We start from the raw sequence: 18,016 nt of genomic DNA, 5'->3' as shown, positions 1-18,016 counted from the left end.
GCACCACGTCTAAGGCATCCTAGGATGGAGGATTGGTTACTGCGTTCTCGCTCACGTGCCGAGGGCTGCCCGGCAGGTGGTGGAAATGCACCGATGCACAATGGGCGGCGTGCCGCGACCTTTGTCCCTTTCCCCGCCGATCCGGCACACCGCCGATCCCGCCGGTACCCGGGAGGATCTCGCCGAACTCCGGCCCGATCTGCTCGAGCGCTACGACACCGCCCTGCCCGGCGCCCGCGCCGCGGTGATGGGCCGGCTCACCGGCGCCCTCGACCGGGAGACACTGCCCGGCCTGGTCACCCGGGGCGGCGGATCGGTGACCTTCCAGGGCGTCACCGTCCGGTACTCGCCGGAAGCCGCAGCGGCGTTCGCGGCCACCGAGACCGGGCAAGGCGTGACCGTGCGAGCCGGCAACGGACTGCGCGCCGGCGGCCCGATCCGCGAACGCCCCTCGCCACGCGGCCGCCACGAACGCGGCACCGACGACTTCGACCTGACCGAGGAGGTCGACGAGCCGGGCGCGTTCATCACCGACCCCGGCACCCTCATCCGGGTGCTCTGGCCCGGCAGCGACCTGGCCACCGAGATCGACAACAGCGTCGCGAACATGGCGCTGGCACGCGCCGCGGGCCACCCCCACCAACTCCCCCGGGCCGGCGACCCGGACGGCCTGGCCCGCGCCGAGCAGTCCATCACCGACGGCCACCCGCTGCACCCGTGCGCCCGCACCCGCGGCGGCATGACGGTCGCCGACATCCTCGCGTACGCCCCGGAACACTCCCCCGTCATCCGCCTGCGCCGCCTGAAGGTGCCGGAGGACCGCTGGTACGGCTCGGCCGAACCGGTCCTGCTCGCCCACCCCTGGCAGGCCGGGCACCTGCGCGACCGCTACCCGTGGCTGACCGACGACGGCGAGACCCCACCGGTCCGGCCCCTCATGTCGCTGCGCACCGTCGCCGCCGTCGGGGGCGGCGGACCGCACGTCAAGACCGCCGTCGACGTCCAGATGACCTCCGCCGTCCGGACCGTCTCCCCCGCCGCCGTGCACAACGGCCCGGTCCTGTCCCAGCTGCTGAGGCACCTCACCGCCGACCTGCCGATCGAGGTGCTCGCCGAGACCGCCGCCGGCGCCGTCCTCGTCGACGGCCTGCCGCAACGGCACCTGGCCTACCTGTGCCGGGACGCACCCCGGCTGGCCGACGGCGAGACGGTCGTCCCGGTCGCCCTCTACGGCGCGTCCCCGACCCTGCTGTCGACGGTCGCCGACCCGTACACCTTCCTGCGGCTGATGAGCGCCCTGCTGTTCGCGCCCCTGCTCAGCGTGCTCGACCGCGGCGTCGCGCTGGAGGCGCACGGGCAGAACACCCTGGTCGTGCTGCGCGACCACCAGCCGGTCCGGATCCTCTACCGCGACCTCGGCGGGGTCCGGGTCAGCGCCCGCCGGCTCGCCGCCGCCGGCCTCGACGCCCCCCGCATCGACGGCGACCTGCCCAGCGACGACCCTCAGGTGCTGCGCACCAAACTGTCCGCGGCCGCGTTCGGCACCGTCGCCGCCGAACTCATCGCCGCCCTCACCCGCCACCACGGCGCCGACCCGGCCCGCCTGTGGGGCATCGTCGCGGCGGCGATCCGCGACACCGGCACCGACGACGCGCCGCACCTGCTGCGCGACCCGCTGCCGGTCAAGGCGACCACGGCCATGCGCCTGGCCGCCGACCCCCTCGACGATGTCTGGGCACTGCTGGAGAACCCGATGGCGGCACACGCATGACGCGCAGCATCTCCACGGCCCGGGTCGCGCACACCGAAGCCGCCCTGGCCGTGCACGCACCCGCCCTGGTCGACGGCTTCCTCGCCGCCCTGCCGGAGGCCGCCGACACCGTCGGGCGGCGGCTGCGCGGCGCGCTGGTCCGCGAAGGCATCCGGGACGCCGGCCCCGGCGAGCGGCACGCGTTCGGCCGGGTCGAATACCCGGCCGCCGGCGTCGCCGACCCGGTCGACCTGCTCGACGGCATCGACGCCCCCGGCTTCGCCGCCGAACTGCGCAACGCCGTCGTCAACCTCGCCATCGCGATGGCCCGGCCCCAGGCCCCGATCGGCGACGGCCCCGACTGGCAGGCGATCGGCTGGGAACGCCTCGCCGTCGCGGGCCACAACCTGCACCCCTGCGGCCGCACCCGGCTCGGCTGGGACACCGGCGACGTCCTCGCCTACGACCTGGAGACCGAGCAGACCCGGGTCGGGTTCGTGGCCGTCCGCGACGAGTTGCACCTGGGCGACGACGTGTGGCCGGAGATCAAATCTCCGGCCGGCTGGACCGTCCAGCCCGTACACCTGTGGCAGCGCGACATGGTGCTGCCCGCCCGCTACGGCGACCTGCTGCGCGACCGCTCCCTGATCGTCCTCGACGACGAGGTGCCGGCGGTGCCGACCGCCGCCCTGCGCACCCTGCTGCTGCCCGGCACCGGCGAATACCTGAAGGTGTCCCTCGACATCCAGGTCACCTCCACCCGGCGCAGCATCAGCGTCGCCAGCACCCGCAACGGCCCGGCCGTGTCCCAGCTGCTGCACCGGCTCGTCGCCGCCGCCCCCGGCGGCGACCGGCTGCTGCTGATGGCCGAGACCGCGGGCGCGGCCGTGCCGGTCGGCTCCGGCCGCGACCTGTCCGCGATCCGCCGCGACGGCCTCGCCGGCCGCCTGCAACCCGGCGAACAGGCCATCCCCGGCGGCGCCCTGCCGTTCCTGCTCGACGACCTCGTCGGCGGCGACCCGGCCGGCTGGCTCCGCGACTACGCCCACCTGCTCCTCCCGCCGCTGATGCGCCTCGCCGCCCAGGGCGTGGCCCTGGAGGCGCACCTGCAGAACTGCCTGCCCACCTTCATCGGCGGCCGCCCGCACCGGCTCGCCCTGCGCGACTTCGCCGGCCTGCGCCTGCACCTGCCCCGCCTCCAGGCGGCCGGCCACGACATCAACCTGTGGCCCGGCTCGGTCGTCGGCACCGACGACGTCGACGTCATGCGCGCCAAGATCGGCTACACCCTGTTCCAGGCCCACCTCGGCGAGATCGTCCTGCGCCTCGACCTCGACGAGACCCAGGCCTGGCGGATCATCCGGGAGGTCCTCGACTCCTGCTGCACCGGCGACGACCACGCCGCGTTCACCGCCCCGATGGTGCCGCACAAGGCCCTCGTCCGGATGCGGCTGGCCGGCGACGGCGACGTCCACCTCCCCGTCCCGAACCCGCTGCATGCACGCTGACCTGCTGCGCAGCCTGCCCAAGCCGGTCTGCGCCTACCTCTACGACACCGCCGCGCTGCGCGAGCGAGCGGCGTCGGTGCGGGCTGCGCTGCCCACCGGCGCTTCCCTGATGTACGCCGTGAAAGCCAACGGCCACCCGTCGGTCGTGCAGACCATGGCCGCGGCGTGCGACGGTCTCGAGGTGGCCTCCGGCGGTGAGCTCGCCCTGGCCGTGGACGCCGGCGCGAAACGGATCGTCTTCGGCGGCCCCGGCAAGACCGACGCCGAGCTGGCCGCCGCGGCCGCCGCCGGCGCCCTCATCAACGTGGAGAGCCTGCACGAGCTGCGCCGCCTCGCCGCCCTCGGCACCGCCCCACCGGTGTGCCTGCGCGTCAACCGCCCCGGCGGCGGCCTGCACGGCAGCCACACCATGACCGGCACCCCCACCCCGTTCGGCATCGACGAGACCCAGCTGGGCGAGGCGATGACCGTCCCCGGCGTACACATCATCGGGTTTCATCTTCATGCCGTTTCCAACAACCTCGACGGCGCCGCGCACGCCGCCTTCGTCACCGACGCCCTGACCTGGTCCCAGCGGGCCGCCGGCGAACTCGGCATCGACCTGCGGGTGGTCAACGCCGGCGGCGGCTTCGGCGTCGACTACCTGTCCGGCGCTTCGATGGACCTGACCCCGCTGTCCGCGGTGACCGTCCCACCCGGCCTCGACCTGATCTTCGAACCCGGCCGCTACCTGGCCGCCGACGCCGGCTGGTACGCCGCCGAGGTCCTCGACCTGAAAACCACCCACGGCCGCACCTTCGCCGTCCTGCGCGGCGGCACCCACCACTTCCGCCTGCCCGCCGCGTGGGGTTACAGCCACCCGTTCACCGTCGTGCCGGTCGACGAGTGGCCACACCCCTATCCCCGCCCTTCGGTGCGCGACACCGCGGTCGATGCGGTCGGCGAACTCTGCACCCCCCGCGACGTGCTCACCCGAGGCCGGCACGTGGACACCCTGCGGGCCGGCGACATCCTGGTCTTCGCCCGCACCGGCGCCTACGGCTGGGACATCTCCCACCACGAGTTCCTGCGCCACGACCCGCCCCGGTTCGTTCTAGTTCCCGACGCCGAGCGATGACATGAACGCCGCCGGATAGCGGTCACCACGAGCCGACCCCTTCGGCACCGCCCGCTCGATCTCGGCCAGATCCTCGCTCGTCAGCTTCAACTCCAGCGCCGGCAACGCCTCCGCCAGCCGCTCCCTCGTCCGCGCCCCGACGAGAGGCACGACGTCGTTCCCCTGCGCCGCCACCCAGGCGATCGCCAGCTGCGCCACCGTGCACCCCTTCTCCCCGGCCACCCGCCGCAACGCCGCCACCAGCGCCAGGTTGTGCTCCCCGTTCTCCCCGGCGAACCGCGGACTGCCGTTACGCGGGTCACCGGCCTTCCCCGGAGCCCAATTCCCGGAGATCAACCCCCGACTGAGGATTCCGTACGCCGTGAGCCCGACCCCCAGCTCCCGAAGCGTCGGCAGCACCTCCGCCTCGACCGCCCGTGACAACAACGAGTACTCGATCTGCAGGTCGGCGATCGGATGCACCGCATGCGCCCGCCGCACCGTCACCGCATCAACTTCGGACAGCCCGATGTGCCGCACATAGCCGCCCTCGACGAGCTCCTTGAGCGCCCCCACGGTGTCCTCGATCGGCACCGCCGGGTCCAGCCGCGCCGGCCGGTAGATGTCCACGTAGTCAACACCCAGCCGGGTCATCGAGTAGAGCAGGAAGTTCCGCACCGAGGCGGGCCGGTTGTCCTGCCCACCGAACGTGTTGCCGGGCCCGCGCTGCTGCCCGAACTTCACACTCAGCACGTAACCGTCCCGATCCCGCCCCCGCAGCGCCTCGGCCAGAAGCATCTCGTTGTGCCCCATGCCGTAGAAGTCACCGGTGTCGATCAGCGTGACCCCCGCGTCGAGCGCGGCATGCACGGTCGCGATGGCCTCCCCACGATCGGCCGGACCATAACTGCCCGACATGCTCATCGCCCCCAAGCCCAGCGCCGAGACGGCCGGACCGGTGCTGCCCAGAGTTCGTGTCCGCATCGCAAGCTCCTTCGTCGTTGCCTTCCCCACCACCCTGCGCCCGTTCCGGCCGGCCCGGGAGCGGAGCGCTGATCGTGGGAGGGGCACTCCCTGGATCCACGGCAACCCCGCGAGGCAGCATGGAGACATGCAGCGTGAGCAGCTAGCCGACTTCCTGCGCCGCCGGCGCGAAGCGATCCGCCCGGCCGAGGTAGGCATCGCCGACGGCCCCCGCCGCCGCACCAACGGCCTGCGCCGCGAAGAGGTAGCCATGCTCGCCGGCATGTCCGTCGACTACGTGGTCCGCCTGGAACAGGCCCGCAGCAGCCAGCCGTCCACCCAGCTGCTGGGCGCCCTGTCCCGGGCCCTGCGCCTCTCCGACGACGAACGCACCCACCTGTTCCACCTGGCCGGCCACCAGCCACCGCCGGCCGAGGGCACCGCCCGCCAGGCCCGCTCCGGCCTGCTGCGCATGCTCGACCTGCTCGGCGACACCCCGGCCCTGGTCCTCTCCGACCTGGGCGAGGTCCTGGCCCAGAACCGAGCCCACACGCTCCTGGCCGGCGAACACACCAGCCGCACCGGCGACCGCCGCTACCTCGCCTATCGTTGGTTCACCGAGCCATCGGTCCGCGAGGGCCAGCCGGCGGAGGAGCAGTCCCGCCACTCCCGCCAGCTGGTGGCCGACCTGCGCGCGGTGGCCGGCCGCCGCCCCACCGACCCCACGGTCACCGGCCTGCTCACCCGCCTGCAGGCGGCAAGCACCGAGTTCCGCACCCTGTGGGCCGAACACGAGGTCGCCGTCCGCCGCGCCGACCGCAAGACGATCGTCCACCCGAGAGTCGGCCGCATAGTCCTGGACTGCGAAACCTTGATGACCCCCGACCTGGGCCAGGAACTGGTGGTCCTGACCCCGGCCGACGACGAGGCCCGCGAGAAGCTCAACTTGATCCGAGTGCTCGGCACCGAGGAGTTCCCCAGCGCGGTCCCGGCGCGGCCTTCCCCCAACGGATGACCGCACCCAACGGGCCCGCCGCGGTGGGCGTCAGTGGGGCATCCGGTTGAATCGGCGGATGATGCGGTCGAAGATCCGCGCCGGACCCGGGTGACCCGCCTGTCGAACCTGGCCCTGCTACGCGGTGTGCTGGCCCGCCAGGACCCGAAGAAGTACCTGTTCTTCACCCGGACCGCGAACGGGCGGCGCGCCGCCGACGAGTTCCTCGCCCGTCTGCAGGAACGCACCCAGGACCGCGACATCCCCGTCTCGCTGAGCACCTACCGGGCCCAGTTGCGCGCCGTCAACCGCTGGGGCCGGGCCGCCACCGCGGACCTCTCCCCGATCGGCCGGCCCACCCTGGTCGCCAACGGCGAACACGACGTCATGGTGCCCACCGCCAACTCCGTCGACCTGGCCGAACGCCTGCCGAACAGCGAACTCGTGCTCTACCCCGACGCCGGGCACGGCGGCATCTTCCAGCACCACGCCGCCTTCACCACCACCGCTCTGGCCTTCCTGGCCCGCTGACTACCACCCGCCACGTCGTTGCCGGGCCGGCGACGACCTCCGATCCTGGTGAAGGAACCCGATCGCCGCCGGCGCGGACGGGGTGGAGATCGGCGGCTACCGGCACGCAGGCACGGTGAGCAGGGTCGGTCTCCTCCGGGTTCCCGGGTGGATGCCGTCGATTCCGTTCTGGTTTCACCGGGACGGCGTGACCGAGCGCACCCCGCGTAGAGCATCCTAGGATGAAGATTGGCTGCTCCACGCACGCTGAGGCGATCCTTCGGTGGGCGCCGAACCGTCGGCGGGACATGATCGGGGCATGGATGCTGCCGTGGGGCTCGCCGCCTGGGCCGGGCTGCTTGCCGATCGCACGCGGGCGTCGTTCTGTCTTGCGCTTCTTGACGGGCGGGCCTGGACCGTCGGTGAGCTGGCCAAACACGCGGGTGTCGCGCTCTCGACCGCGAGCGAGCACGCCGACCGGCTCGTCGCCGGGGGCATGCTCGCGCAGCGCCGGCAAGGGCGGCACCGCTATCTCGAACTGGCAAACCCGCAGGTGGCCGCGCTGATCGAGACGGTGGCAGCGGCCCATCCGAGTGCGCGCAACGGCACGGGCACGCCGGTCACCACGCTCGCGGCCGCGCACAAGCGTCGCAATCTGGCCTTCGCCCGCACCTGTTACGACCATCTCGCCGGCTATCTCGGGGTGGCGATCGCCGACGCGATGGTGGGGAACGGCTTTGTCACCCGTACCCATGGAACTGCTCTGACGCCTCGCGGTGTCGCCTGGCTCGGGCAGCTTGGGGTTGATCTGGGGAAGCCCGGGCGGCGGGCGGTGTTGCGCGACTGCCTCGATTGGACCGAGCGCCGCAGTCACCTCGCCGGCGTGGCGGGCAGTGAGATCTGCCGGCACGCGTTGGCGGCGGGGTGGGTGGTGCGGATCGGCAGTGGGCGTGCGGTCAAGGTCACGCCCGTCGGGGAACGCGCGCTCGCGGATCAGCTCGGGCTGGTCATCGGCGCTGCGGGGACGGACTCACCCGGCGCAGCTCACGCAATGCCTGCCGGCGCACGTCGCCGGTGAGCGTGTCGATGTAGAGCGTGCCGGCCAGGTGGTCGGTCTCGTGCTGCAGGGCGCGGGCCAGGAAGCCGGTGCCCTCGATGATCAGCGGCTCGCCGTGCTGGTCGAAGCCGCGGGCCGTCACCGACATCGCCCGCTTCGTGGGGAACCCCAGGCCGGGCAGGGACAGGCAGGCCTCCTCGTCGTCGTCCTGCTCGCCCTCGAAGCCGGACAGCACCGGATTGACCATGTGGCCGACCTGTCCGGCCACGTTGTAGGAGAAGACCCGCAGGCTGACGCCGATCTGCGGGGCGGCCACGCCGGCCCGGCCGGGCTCGCGGACGGTGTCCTCCAGGTCGGCGACGAGCCGGCGCAGCTCCGCGTCGAACGCCGTCACCGGGTCGGCCTCGGTGCGCAGGACGGGGTCGCCGTAGATCCGGATCGGCCTCACTGTCATGCCCACAAGGCTAAATGGTCGTTACTCAACCCGCGAAGAGGGCCAGCTGGTCGGCGGCGAGCAGCTCGCGCAGCTTGGTCAGGGAGCGCCTGGTCTGGCTCTTCACGATGCTGACCGGGACCTCCAGCACGTCGGCCACCTGCTCGACGGTGTAGTCCTCGAAGTAGCGCAGGATGACGATGGCCCGGTCGCGCTCGGGCAGCCTCGCCAGCGCGTCGAGCATGGTCAGCCGCAACTCCGGGTTCTCCCGGTAGGCGGGCTCGTGCAGCACGCCCGGGGTCGACTCCGTCGACGACCGGCGCCGGCGGTGGTCGAGGTAGGTGCGCAGCAGGATCTTCTGGGCGTACGCCGTCAGGTTGTCGGCCTGCACGGCCCGGCGCCAGCTCAGGAACAGTTTGGTCAGCGCGGTCTGGGTCAGGTCCTGGGCCAGGTGCCAGTCGTGGCAGAGCATGAACGCGGTGTTGCGCAGGCGTTCGGCGTGGGCGTTCGCGAACTCGGCGAACTCGTCGTCCTCGGTCATCGGTTGAGCACCGGCACGGCCGGGAAGAGCTTGGCCCCGTCGGCGACCAGGCCCGGGTCCATCGCGACGCCCCAGCGCGGGTCGGCGGCGATCCGGATCGCCTCGTCGGTGGTCAGCGCGGGCCGGCTCGGGCCGCCGGCGGTGGCCGGGCAGGTGGGCACCTCGACCTCGACCAGGGTGCCGTCGGGCCAGGTGGCGTCGACGGCGAGGGTGGTGCGGCAATTGCCGGGATTACTGCTGATCGTCACCTGGGCGATGCCGGCGTGCGGCGGCTCGTCGCCGAGCGGAACGATCTTGTCGACCGCGACCCGCACCATGGCCGGGCCCCGGCCGTCATCGAGGGACAACTGCACCAGCAGATCATCGTCCGCCGAGACGCCGTAGTGACTCGTCCGTCCGGGTGGCAAAAGCATGGTCAGAAGGTGAAGCATGGCCGCTGATGTCGCTTTCGTCCGCGTTCCCTCGGCACGCACCGTGCCACTGTGGATCGTCAACGTACGCGCCTGGACTGCGGCCATCGGGGCGGTGGCGCCGGGTGGCACGGTTTGGGGAGACAGCGCGGCGGGCCGCTCGACGCGCTCCGGCCGGACCCGATCACCCACGATGACGCCACCGGCCGCCAGCAGGGCGATCACCGTCACGGCCGAGCCGATCCGGCGCTTGCGCCGCAGGCGGCGGCCGTCGCGGATCGCGGCGCCGACCACGTCACCGAGCGGCGGCGGGCACTCGGCGTGCAAGCCGGCCTGCAGGTCGGCCCGCAGCCGCGCCTGCAGTTCCCGCGCCCGCAGATCTTCCGTCAACGCCAGCGACCCCCTCTACCCGCATGGACGGGGTGAACATGCGTTCCGGTGACACGAACCGTTGAAAAGAGTTACGGACCATCGGGGGTTTCCGGCCGACCGGTTGTCCGACCGGTTTTTGTCGTACCCCGATGGCAGGGTGTGGTGGTGCCGAAGACGCAGTACTACACCGCGACGACGATCGACGGTTTCATCGCCGATCCCGACAATTCGCTCGAGTGGTTGTTCGCGGTCGAGGAGGGCCGGGAGGACGAGTCGGGCGCCAACCCGTTCAGCACGTTCTTCGCCGGGGTGGGGGCGTTCGCGATGGGCGCCACGACCTACGAGTGGATCCTCGAGCACGAGTCGCTGCTGACCAGGCCCGAGAAGTGGCAGGAGTATTACCAGGACATCCCGGCCTGGGTCTTCACCCACCGCGACCTGCCGCCGATCCCGGGCGCCGATCTCACGTTCGTCCGGGGCGATGTGCGCCCGGTGCACGCGGCGATGACCGCCCGGGCCGGCGGGAAGAACATCTGGGTGACCGGCGGCGGTGAGCTGGCGGGTGCGTTCGCCGACGCCGGCCTCCTCGACGAGCTGATCCTCGGCGTCGCCCCGGCCACGCTGGGCGCGGGGGCACCGCTGCTCCCCCGCCGCTTGATGCCGTCCCGCATCAAGCTGACCTCGGTCGAGCAGCGAGGCCAGTTCGCCTACCTGAGCTACGCCCTCGGCCCGCCGCCGGCCTGACCGCACGCCTGACGGCGCCATGCTCAGCGCTATGCGGCGAGCGCCGCACGGATGGGCGCCGCCTTGGCGGCGGCCTCCTCGACCTCGGCGGTGGGGTCGCTGTCCCAGGTGATGCCGCCGCCGGCCCAGGCATGCACCCGCTCACCGTCGACGGCCACCGTGCGGATGCTCAGGCCCAGATCCAGGTAGTCGGGGGCGACCCAGCCGACGCCGCCCATGCTCACGCCCCGGCCCACCGGCTCCAGGGCGTTGATCTCGGCCAGGGCGGCCAGCTTGGGCGCGCCGGTCACCGAGCCGCCGGGGCAGACCGCGCGCAGCAGGTCGGCGAGGTCCAGCGGGGCCACGATCGGGGCGGAGACCACCGACTCGGCCTGCCACAGGTTCACCCAGCGGCGGACCGCGAACAGTTCGTCGACCGTGACCGGGCCCAGTGCGGGCAGCCGGGCCAGGTCGTTGCGTTCGAGGTCGACGATCATCACGTGTTCGGCCCGCTCCTTGGCCGAGGCGAGCAGCTCGCGGCGGCCCTGCTCGGTGGCCGGCCGGGTGCCCTTGATCGGCCGGGTGATGACCCGGCCGCCGCGCACCTCGACCAGCGTCTCCGGGGAGGCGGTCGCCAGGGCCCAGCCGTCGCCGGTCAGCACGCCGCCGTAGCGGGCGCCGGGCAGCGCGGCCACCCGGCGCAGCGCCGCCGCCGGATCGCCCCGGTACGGCGCACTGGCGTGCCCCACGACGTTGACCTGATACACGTCACCGCGGCCGATCGCCTCCCGGACCGCGTCGACGGCGGCCGCGTGCTCCTTGGGCGTCCAGCTCGGCGCCCACTCGCCGAGCCACCACTCGCCGAGCCCTTGATCACCCGGCCGCCATTCGCCGGACTTGTGCGCTTGGGCGGGTGATTGCACCGATGGCGCACCATCGGCGGTATGGACGTGGACCACGGCGTAGACATCCGGGATCGCGGGCACCGGAGTGGGCGGCCCGGATGGGCCACCGGCCATTACGGAACCGGCGGCCGCGGACACGTAGAGTGCCGCGCCGCAGAGACTGCCAGCACCGGTCGGGTGAACCTGGGTGGCCGTTCGGCCAATGTTTCGCACGTCCAGTCCGTTGCCGGCGAGGAACTCGGCGACAAGCTTCGCAGGGTCACCACCGTCACAGCAGAACCATTCGAATGCTGTTAACGCACGGTGACGGCCCTGGCAGGACGCCGGAGCACCCGGAAGTGAACCCGAAGGAGGTGTCGGGAAGTGGTCGGCAAGCGGGGTTTCGTGGACCATTGGAACCGAGGATTCTTTCAATGGAACGCCGTCACCCGCGCAATCCGCCGTCGTTCGGATTGAGGTAACGTCCGTCACCGTCGTTGTGAATCGTCACACACCGCCCCCTGACCGGAGACCCCAGATGTGCCAGCACCAAACCCCCTGTCCCAGCGCCGAAGCCATCGATCGGGAAGCGGCCCGCATTCTCGCCGCCTTCCCCGAGCAAGGCTGGAGCCTTCTCTGCAACGGCGTCATCGTCTTCGAGGACACCGGTGAGATCCTGCCGGACGGCACGATGATCGCACCGCACCGCGGCCCCGCCCGGCACGCCCTCGCGGCCTGACCGGGCCGGACCCGCCCGACGGCATCGTCGCCGCCCGGCCTGAGCCCGCCGCCGCTACGCACAGTAGCCGCGTGACTCAGAAGCTCAACGCCGAGCCCATCACCGTCAGTAACGAGTCCGACCCCGCGAACAACGACGACACGCGGCGGGCGCCGATCCCGTGCGGCCTCATCCAGGCCCGCGCCGGGTGAAAAGGCCCCCGCCGCACCATGAAATCAGATCCGGCCACCCGCGCTGAGCCCCGGTGGCGCTGTCAGATCTGGTACGCCGCCACCGTCGCCTGCAGCTCGGCGGCCGTGCGGGCCAGCTCCGCGGCGGTCTGCTGGGTCTCGGTGGCTCCGTCGGTCACCTGCCGGGCCGCCTCGGCCACCCCGGCGATCGTCTCGGCGATGCTGGACGTGCCCTCGGCCGCGTGCCCGACGCTGCGGGAGATCTCGGCCGTGGTGGCCGTCTGCTCCTCGACCGCGGCCGCGATCGTCGTCGTGTAGTCGCTGATGGTCGTGATGACCGAGCCGATCTGCGCGATCGCGTTGACCGCGTTGCCGCTCTCCGCCTGGATCGCCGACACCTGCGCGGTGATCTCCTGGGTGGCCCGGGCGGTCTCCTGGGCGAGATCCTTCACCTCGGAGGCGACCACCGCGAAGCCCTTGCCGGCCTCCCCGGCCCGGGCCGCCTCGATGGTGGCGTTGAGGGCGAGCAGGTTGGTCTGCTCGGCGATCGAGGTGATCAGCGCGACGACCGTGCCGATCTGGCTGGAGGCGTCCCCCAGCCGGGCGACACTCGCGTTGGTGGTCTCCGCGGTGCGGGCGGCATCACCGGCCACCGAGGCTGCCTCGTTGGCGTTGTTGGCGATCTCCCGGATCGAGACGCCCATCTCGTCGGCGCCGGCCGACACGGTCTGCACGTTGAGCGAGACCCGGCCGGCCGCCTCGGACACGGTGCCGACCTGCGCGGACGTCTCCTCGGCCGAGGCGGACAGCTGCAGCGACACCGCGGACAGTTCCTCGGAGGCCGACGCCAGCATGGTGGAGCTGTCCTGGATGCGGCCGACCATGCCGCCCACCGCCGCGGCGGTGTGGTTCAGCGCGGCCGACATCCGGCCCACCTCGTCGTTGCTGTCGACCTCGACCCGGGCGGTCAGGTCACCCTTGCCGATCCGCTCGAGGGCCGCCACGCAGCGGGACAGCGGCTTCACGATCAGCCGCGCGGTGGCCAGGGCCAGGCCGACGGCGAGGATGGTGCTGCCGATGACGAGGCCGAGCACCCAGCCCTTGGTCGACTGGTAACGGTCCTCGGCGGTGGTCATCTGCTCGGCGCCGGCCGCCGTGGTGAGGTCGGCGAGGGAGGTCAGGTCGGCGCGGACGGCCTTCTGCACGGTCGCCAGGTCGCCGGTGCGGGCCGCGGCGACCCCGGCGGTGTTCCCGGCCGCGGCCAGCGGCAGCAGCGTGGAGGCGGTGAGCGTGTCGTAGGACTTCCAGCCGACCTGGAACGAGTCGACCGCGGTGCGGGCGCCGCTGCCGAGCGAGTACGCCTCGTACTCGGACGCGTAGCCGATGACCTGGGTGTCCGCGGTGTCGATCGCGGTCTTCGCGGCGGTCCGCCCGGCGGTCGTGGTGGCCAGGAAGTAGTCGTCGAGGCCGAGCCACGCGCGGTTGACCGCGGCCCGCAGGTTGCCGATGGTCTTCAGCTCCTGGTTGTGCCCGTAGACCGCCTTGACCTGGTCGTTCGTGGCGGCAAGGCTGGTCAGGGCATAGCCACCGTCGATCATGCCGAAGCCGGCGACGACGCCGACCGCAATCATGATCTTCGTGCCGACGCGACGGTCGGCCAGCAGGCGGAATTTCGGCACCGGGGATACCTCGATCGGTCGGGTTGATACGTCCGACCGTGAAACTCGGCACTCGCCCCGCCACCTTCAGCAAGTCCGCGGGTGCTTTCCGGTGAGCGTCCCGGTGCCGCCGGCAACCCGCCGCCGGCACCGGGGCACACCGTCAGTCCTCGAACGCCTCGGGCGAGGGACAGGAGCAGACCAGGTTGCGGTCGCCATATGCGCCGTCGATCCGGCGCACCGGAGGCCAGTATTTCGCGGTCCGGTCCACGCCTTCGGGGAAACCGGCGATCGAGCGTGGATACGGGTGATTCCACTCGTCGGCGGTGACCGCCGACGCCGTGTGCGGAGCGTTGGCCAGGGGGTTGTCCCCGGCCGGCCAGACCCCGGCGGCGACCTGGTCGATCTCCTTCTTGATCGCGATCATCGCGTCGCAGAACCGGTCGAGCTCGGCCAGGTCCTCGCTCTCGGTCGGCTCGACCATGAGCGTGCCGGCCACCGGGAACGACATGGTCGGGGCGTGGAAGCCGTAGTCGATAAGCCGCTTCGCGACGTCGTCGACGCTCACGCCGGTGGCCTTGGTGATCGGCCGCAGGTCGAGGATGCATTCGTGCGCGACCAGGCCGCCGGCGCCCGCGTAGAGCACCGGGTAGTGGTCGCGCAGCCGGGACGCCACGTAGTTGGCGGTGAGCACGGCGACGCCGGTGGCGGCGGCGAGCCCGTCCGGGCCCATCATCCGCAGGTAGGCCCAGGAGATCGGCAGGATGCCGGCCGAGCCGTGCGGGGCGGCCGAGACGGCGTGGTGGTCGCCGGGCAGCACCGGGTTGCCGGGCAGGAAGTCGGCGAGGTGCGCGCGCACGGCGACCGGCCCGACGCCGGGACCGCCGCCGCCGTGCGGGATGCAGAACGTCTTGTGCAGGTTGAGGTGCGAGACGTCGGCACCGAACCGACCCGGTTTGGCGTAGCCGACCAGGGCGTTGAGGTTGGCCCCGTCGACGTAGACCTGACCGCCGGCGTCGTGCACCTTGCCGCACAGCGCGGCGATCGAGGCCTCGTAGACGCCGTGCGTGGACGGGTAGGTCACCATGATCGCGGCGAGCGACGAAGCGTACTGAGTGATCTTGGCATCCAGGTCGGCAAGATCGACATTGCCGAGGGAGTCGCAGGCCACGACCACGACCCGCATGCCGGCCATCACGGCGCTGGCGGCGTTGGTGCCGTGCGCGCTCGACGGGATCAGGCACACGTCGCGGTGCAGGTCACCGCGGGAGCGGTGATAACCGCGGATGGCGAGCAGGCCGGCGAGCTCACCCTGGGAGCCGGCATTGGGTTGTACGGACACCGCGTCGTACCCGGTGATCTCGGCCAGCCACTCCTCCAGCTGCGCGACCAGGTGCTCGTAACCCTGGGTCTGCGAAGCCGGGGCGTACGGGTGGATGTTGGCGAACTCGGGCCAGGTCACCGGTTCCATCTCGGTGGTGGCGTTGAGCTTCATCGTGCAGGATCCGAGCGGGATCATGCCGCGGTCCAGCGCGTAGTCGCGGTCGGCGAGTTTGCGCAGGTAGCGCAGCATGCTGGTCTCGGAGTGGTGGGTGCGGAACACCGGGTGGGTGAGGAACTCGGTGGTCCGGCCGAGCGGCTTGGCCCCGCATTCCGCGGCGGCCGAGAGGGGTACGCCGAAGGCGGCGAGCACGGTCGCCACATGCGCGGCGGTGGTGGTCTCGTCGGTCGAGACCGACACCCGGTCGGCGTCCACGAGCCGCAGGTCGACGCCCTGCGCGGCGGCCGCGTCGACGATCGCGGCGGCCCGGCCGGGAACCACCGCGGTGACGGTGTCGAAGAACGCGCCCGAGGTGACCTCGACGCCCGCGGCGGTGAGGCTGCCGGCGATGGTCAGCGCGTGGTCGTGGGTGCGCTTGGCGATCTTCCGCAGCCCGTCCGGGCCGTGGTAGACGGCGTACATGCTGGCCATCACCGCGAGCAGGACCTGGGCGGTGCAGATGTTGCTGGTGGCCTTCTCGCGGCGGATGTGCTGCTCGCGGGTCTGCAGGGCGAGCCGGTAGGCGGGCGCACCGTCGGCGTCCTTGGAGACGCCGACCAAGCGGCCGGGCAGCGAGCGCTCCAGGCCGGCGCGGACGGCCAGGTAGCCGGCGTGCGGGCCGCCGAAGCCGAGCGGCACCCCGAAGCGCTGGGTGGTGCCGGCCGCGATGTCCGCGCCGATCTCGCCGGGGGCGCGCAGCAGGGTGAGCGCGAGCAGGTCGGCCGCGACCGTGACCAGGGCCCCGATCGCGTGGGCGGCGGTGACGAGGGCGGCGTGGTCGCGGACCGCGCCGGACGCGCCCGGGTATTGAAGATGCAGCCCGAAGTACTCGTCGGGAAGCGGCTCGCCGGCGTCGAGGTCGACGATCGCCAGCTGGATGCCGAGCGGCTCGGCCCGGGTGCGCAGCACGGCGAGCGTCTGCGGGAGGGTGTCGCTGTCCACCGCGTACACCGAAGACTTGGATTTTGATGCTCGCTTGGCGAGGGTCATCGCCTCGGCGACCGCCGTGCCCTCGTCGAGCATCGACGCGTTCGCCGTGGTCAGCCCGGTGAGGTCGGTGACCATGGTCTGGAAGTTGAGCAGCGCCTCGAGCCGGCCCTGGCTGATCTCCGGCTGGTACGGGGTGTACGCCGTATACCAGGATGGGTTCTCCAGGACGTTCCGCTTGATCACCGCCGGGGTGAACGTGCCGTAGTAGCCGAGCCCGATCATCGGGGTGGCGACCGTGTTGCGCGCGGCGATCTCCCGCAGCTCGGCGATCGTCTCCTCCTCGGAGGCGGCGGCCGGCAGGTCGAGGGCGTCGGTCCAGCGGATCACCTCGGGGATCGCCGCGTCCATCAGGGCGTCGAGCGAGGGATATCCGACGGCTTTGAGCATATGGGTCTGCTCGTCCGGATCGGGACCGATGTGCCGGGCGGCGAACGTCATGGCGGCTCCTAAAGGAGAGGTCGCTGAAGGCGGCCTCCCCCTCTGTCATACCCACCCGAGCAGCAGGTATTTCAGAGTCGCGTAGCCCACACGGTCCGTTGTGCCTGAGAGGTTCCGGGGAGGATTTGCCCCTTCGGCGCCAACCTGGGGAGGTTGGACTCTCCCGCATGGCTGGCACCCAAACTACCAGTGACCTTGTTTCAAATCGGTATCCCTAGGGTGTGTATGTGACCTACACCCCCGCGCAGCAGCGCTACGACTCGATGACCTACCGGCGCGCCGGTCGTAGCGGCCTCAAGCTGCCCGCCATCTCGCTCGGCCTCTGGCACAACTTCGGCGACACCCGCCCGCTCGGAACCCAGCGCGACATCGTGCGCCGCGCCTTCGACCTGGGCGTCACCCACTTCGACCTGGCCAACAACTACGGCCCGCCGCCGGGCAGCGCCGAGTCGAACTTCGGCCGCCTGCTCGCGACCGACCTCAAGCCCTACCGGGACGAGATCGTCGTGTCGACCAAGGCCGGCTACCACATGTGGGAGGGACCGTACGGCGAATGGGGCTCCCGGAAATACCTGGTCAGCTCGCTCGATCAGTCGCTGGGGCGGCTCGGCCTCGACTACGTGGACGTCTTCTACCACCACCGGCCCGACCCGGACACCCCGCTCGAGGAGACCATGTCGGCGCTGGACGCGATCGTCCGCAGCGGCAAGGCCCTCTACGTCGGCCTGAGCAACTACAGCTCCGAGCAGACCGCCGCGGCCGCGAAGATCCTGCGGGAGCTGGGTACGCCGTTGCTGATCCACCAGCCCTCGTACTCGATCCTGAACCGCTGGATCGAGCGCGACAACCTCCTCGACACTCTCCACGAGGCCGGCGCCGGGTGCATCGCGTTCAGCCCGCTGCAGCAGGGTCTGCTCACCGACCGCTACCTGGGCGGCATCCCGGCGGACTCGCGGGTGCGCACCAGCGTCTTCCTCAACGAGAGCAACCTCGATGACAAGACGATGGGCCGCATCCACGCGCTCAACGACATCGCCAAGCGGCGCGGCCAGTCGCTCGCCCAGATGGCCCTGGCGTGGGCGCTGCGCGACGAGCGGATGACCAGCCTGATCATCGGCGCGAGCAGCGTCGGCCAGCTGGAGAACAACGTCGCCGCCCTGGCCAACCTGCCGCTGACCGACGCGGAACTGGACGAGATCGACGGGACCGTCCTCGACCGGTAATTCGGCTGATCCCGCGC

At 71.8% G+C, this 18,016-nt stretch carries 16 protein-coding genes and 1 riboswitch; of the genes, 9 read left to right on the top strand and 7 right to left on the bottom strand.

What is annotated here, in order from left to right; genetic code table 11:
• The first annotated feature begins 109 nt into the window (after positions 1-109).
• Genes Adu01nite_RS06110 through Adu01nite_RS06100 form a run of 3 tightly spaced genes read left to right on the top strand, consistent with a single transcriptional unit; the run spans position 110 to position 4,375 of the window.
• Positions 110-1,771, top strand: coding sequence for an IucA/IucC family protein (locus Adu01nite_RS06110; protein ID WP_239132168.1), 1,662 nt, complete (start codon positions 110-112; stop codon positions 1,769-1,771).
• A complete protein-coding gene (locus tag Adu01nite_RS06105; RefSeq protein ID WP_203725532.1) occupies positions 1,768-3,258 on the top strand; it encodes an IucA/IucC family protein in 1,491 nt (496 codons plus the stop codon). The genes Adu01nite_RS06110 and Adu01nite_RS06105 overlap by 4 nt, the downstream gene beginning before the upstream one ends.
• Entirely contained in the window at positions 3,248-4,375 is a 1,128-nt protein-coding gene (locus Adu01nite_RS06100; RefSeq protein ID WP_203725531.1) for an alanine racemase, read from the top strand. Before Adu01nite_RS06105 ends, Adu01nite_RS06100 begins: the two co-directional genes overlap by 11 nt.
• Here the strand turns inward: Adu01nite_RS06100 and Adu01nite_RS06095 are convergent.
• The gene (locus tag Adu01nite_RS06095; RefSeq protein ID WP_203725530.1) at positions 4,352-5,338 is read right to left on the bottom strand and encodes an aldo/keto reductase; all 987 of its coding nucleotides are present in this window, start codon (positions 5,336-5,338) and stop codon (positions 4,352-4,354) included. The genes Adu01nite_RS06100 and Adu01nite_RS06095 overlap by 24 nt on opposite strands.
• A 127-nt stretch (positions 5,339-5,465) precedes the next feature.
• On the opposite strand from Adu01nite_RS06095, the gene Adu01nite_RS06090 reads away from it, so the two are divergent.
• The 3 genes from Adu01nite_RS06090 (at position 5,466) to Adu01nite_RS06080 (ending at position 7,899) form a co-directional block, all read left to right on the top strand.
• Complete coding sequence (locus Adu01nite_RS06090) at positions 5,466-6,332, top strand: helix-turn-helix transcriptional regulator (RefSeq protein WP_203725529.1); 867 nt, start codon at positions 5,466-5,468, stop codon at positions 6,330-6,332.
• Between the two features lie 33 nt (positions 6,333-6,365).
• Entirely contained in the window at positions 6,366-6,842 is a 477-nt protein-coding gene (locus Adu01nite_RS06085; RefSeq protein WP_203725528.1) for an alpha/beta fold hydrolase, read from the top strand.
• Positions 6,843-7,140: 298 nt separating this feature from the next.
• Positions 7,141-7,899 carry an ArsR/SmtB family transcription factor gene (locus Adu01nite_RS06080; protein ID WP_203725527.1) on the top strand — a complete coding sequence of 253 codons (759 nt, stop codon included), beginning with the start codon at positions 7,141-7,143 and terminating at the stop codon, positions 7,897-7,899.
• On the opposite strand, the gene Adu01nite_RS06075 is transcribed toward Adu01nite_RS06080, so the two are convergent.
• From Adu01nite_RS06075 to Adu01nite_RS06065, 3 genes are read right to left on the bottom strand one after another with little or no spacing between them, the layout of a single operon-like run.
• Positions 7,829-8,332 carry a peptide deformylase gene (locus Adu01nite_RS06075; RefSeq protein ID WP_203725526.1) on the bottom strand — a complete coding sequence of 168 codons (504 nt, stop codon included), beginning with the start codon at positions 8,330-8,332 and terminating at the stop codon, positions 7,829-7,831. The two genes, Adu01nite_RS06080 and Adu01nite_RS06075, sit on opposite strands and share 71 nt — an antisense overlap.
• Positions 8,333-8,357: 25 nt before the next feature.
• Positions 8,358-8,852: a SigE family RNA polymerase sigma factor gene (locus Adu01nite_RS06070; protein ID WP_203725525.1), complete on the bottom strand. Its 495-nt coding sequence runs from the start codon at positions 8,850-8,852 to the stop codon at positions 8,358-8,360.
• Positions 8,849-9,652, bottom strand: coding sequence for a hypothetical protein (locus Adu01nite_RS06065; RefSeq protein ID WP_203725524.1), 804 nt, complete (start codon positions 9,650-9,652; stop codon positions 8,849-8,851). Before Adu01nite_RS06065 ends, Adu01nite_RS06070 begins: the two co-directional genes overlap by 4 nt.
• 147 nt (positions 9,653-9,799) lie before the next feature.
• On the opposite strand from Adu01nite_RS06065, the gene Adu01nite_RS06060 reads away from it, so the two are divergent.
• Positions 9,800-10,378 carry a dihydrofolate reductase family protein gene (locus Adu01nite_RS06060; protein WP_203725523.1) on the top strand — a complete coding sequence of 193 codons (579 nt, stop codon included), beginning with the start codon at positions 9,800-9,802 and terminating at the stop codon, positions 10,376-10,378.
• Between the two features lie 29 nt (positions 10,379-10,407).
• On the opposite strand, the gene Adu01nite_RS06055 is transcribed toward Adu01nite_RS06060, so the two are convergent.
• The gene (locus tag Adu01nite_RS06055) at positions 10,408-11,655 is read right to left on the bottom strand and encodes a chorismate-binding protein (RefSeq protein ID WP_203725522.1); all 1,248 of its coding nucleotides are present in this window, start codon (positions 11,653-11,655) and stop codon (positions 10,408-10,410) included.
• 124 nt (positions 11,656-11,779) lie between these two features.
• Here Adu01nite_RS06055 and Adu01nite_RS06050 point away from each other — a divergent pair, with 124 nt between their 5' ends.
• Positions 11,780-11,980 (top strand): DUF5999 family protein, encoded by a 201-nt coding sequence (locus Adu01nite_RS06050; RefSeq protein ID WP_203725521.1) that lies wholly within the window; start codon positions 11,780-11,782, stop codon positions 11,978-11,980.
• A 253-nt stretch (positions 11,981-12,233) separates the two neighbouring features.
• Here Adu01nite_RS06050 and Adu01nite_RS06045 read toward each other — a convergent pair whose 3' ends face one another.
• Together Adu01nite_RS06045 and gcvP are read right to left on the bottom strand one after the other, a co-directional pair.
• The gene (locus Adu01nite_RS06045) at positions 12,234-13,829 is read right to left on the bottom strand and encodes a methyl-accepting chemotaxis protein (RefSeq protein ID WP_239132167.1); all 1,596 of its coding nucleotides are present in this window, start codon (positions 13,827-13,829) and stop codon (positions 12,234-12,236) included.
• Positions 13,830-13,971: 142 nt separating this feature from the next.
• On the bottom strand, positions 13,972-16,776 hold the full coding sequence (gene gcvP, locus Adu01nite_RS06040) for an aminomethyl-transferring glycine dehydrogenase (protein ID WP_203725520.1): 2,805 nt from the start codon (positions 16,774-16,776) through the stop codon (positions 13,972-13,974).
• 81 nt (positions 16,777-16,857) lie between these two features.
• A riboswitch (glycine riboswitch) is annotated at positions 16,858-16,952 on the bottom strand.
• Positions 16,953-16,997: 45 nt separating this feature from the next.
• On the opposite strand from gcvP, the gene mgrA reads away from it, so the two are divergent.
• On the top strand, positions 16,998-17,999 hold the full coding sequence (mgrA, locus tag Adu01nite_RS06035; RefSeq protein WP_438871070.1) for an L-glyceraldehyde 3-phosphate reductase: 1,002 nt from the start codon (positions 16,998-17,000) through the stop codon (positions 17,997-17,999).
• Positions 18,000-18,016 lie beyond the last annotated feature (17 nt).

It is taken from the genome of Paractinoplanes durhamensis, from assembly GCF_016862175.1.
Taxonomy (GTDB): domain Bacteria; phylum Actinomycetota; class Actinomycetes; order Mycobacteriales; family Micromonosporaceae; genus Actinoplanes; species Actinoplanes durhamensis.
The sequence above is the reverse complement of the archived record's forward strand: the minus strand, read 5'-3'. Positions and strand labels throughout refer to the sequence as shown.

Coding starts and splice junctions, on each gene's coding strand:
- Adu01nite_RS06105 (WP_203725532.1), top strand. CDS start 1,768: ATGACGCGCAGCATCTCCACGGCCCGGGTCGCGCACACCGAAGCCGCC.
- Adu01nite_RS06100 (WP_203725531.1), top strand. CDS start 3,248: ATGCACGCTGACCTGCTGCGCAGCCTGCCCAAGCCGGTCTGCGCCTAC.
- Adu01nite_RS06095 (WP_203725530.1), bottom strand. CDS start 5,338: ATGCGGACACGAACTCTGGGCAGCACCGGTCCGGCCGTCTCGGCGCTG.
- Adu01nite_RS06090 (WP_203725529.1), top strand. CDS start 5,466: ATGCAGCGTGAGCAGCTAGCCGACTTCCTGCGCCGCCGGCGCGAAGCG.
- Adu01nite_RS06080 (WP_203725527.1), top strand. CDS start 7,141: ATGGATGCTGCCGTGGGGCTCGCCGCCTGGGCCGGGCTGCTTGCCGAT.
- Adu01nite_RS06075 (WP_203725526.1), bottom strand. CDS start 8,332: ATGACAGTGAGGCCGATCCGGATCTACGGCGACCCCGTCCTGCGCACC.
- Adu01nite_RS06070 (WP_203725525.1), bottom strand. CDS start 8,852: ATGACCGAGGACGACGAGTTCGCCGAGTTCGCGAACGCCCACGCCGAA.
- Adu01nite_RS06055 (WP_203725522.1), bottom strand. CDS start 11,655: ATGGTCCACGAAACCCCGCTTGCCGACCACTTCCCGACACCTCCTTCG.
- Adu01nite_RS06050 (WP_203725521.1), top strand. CDS start 11,780: ATGTGCCAGCACCAAACCCCCTGTCCCAGCGCCGAAGCCATCGATCGG.
- gcvP (WP_203725520.1), bottom strand. CDS start 16,776: ATGACGTTCGCCGCCCGGCACATCGGTCCCGATCCGGACGAGCAGACC.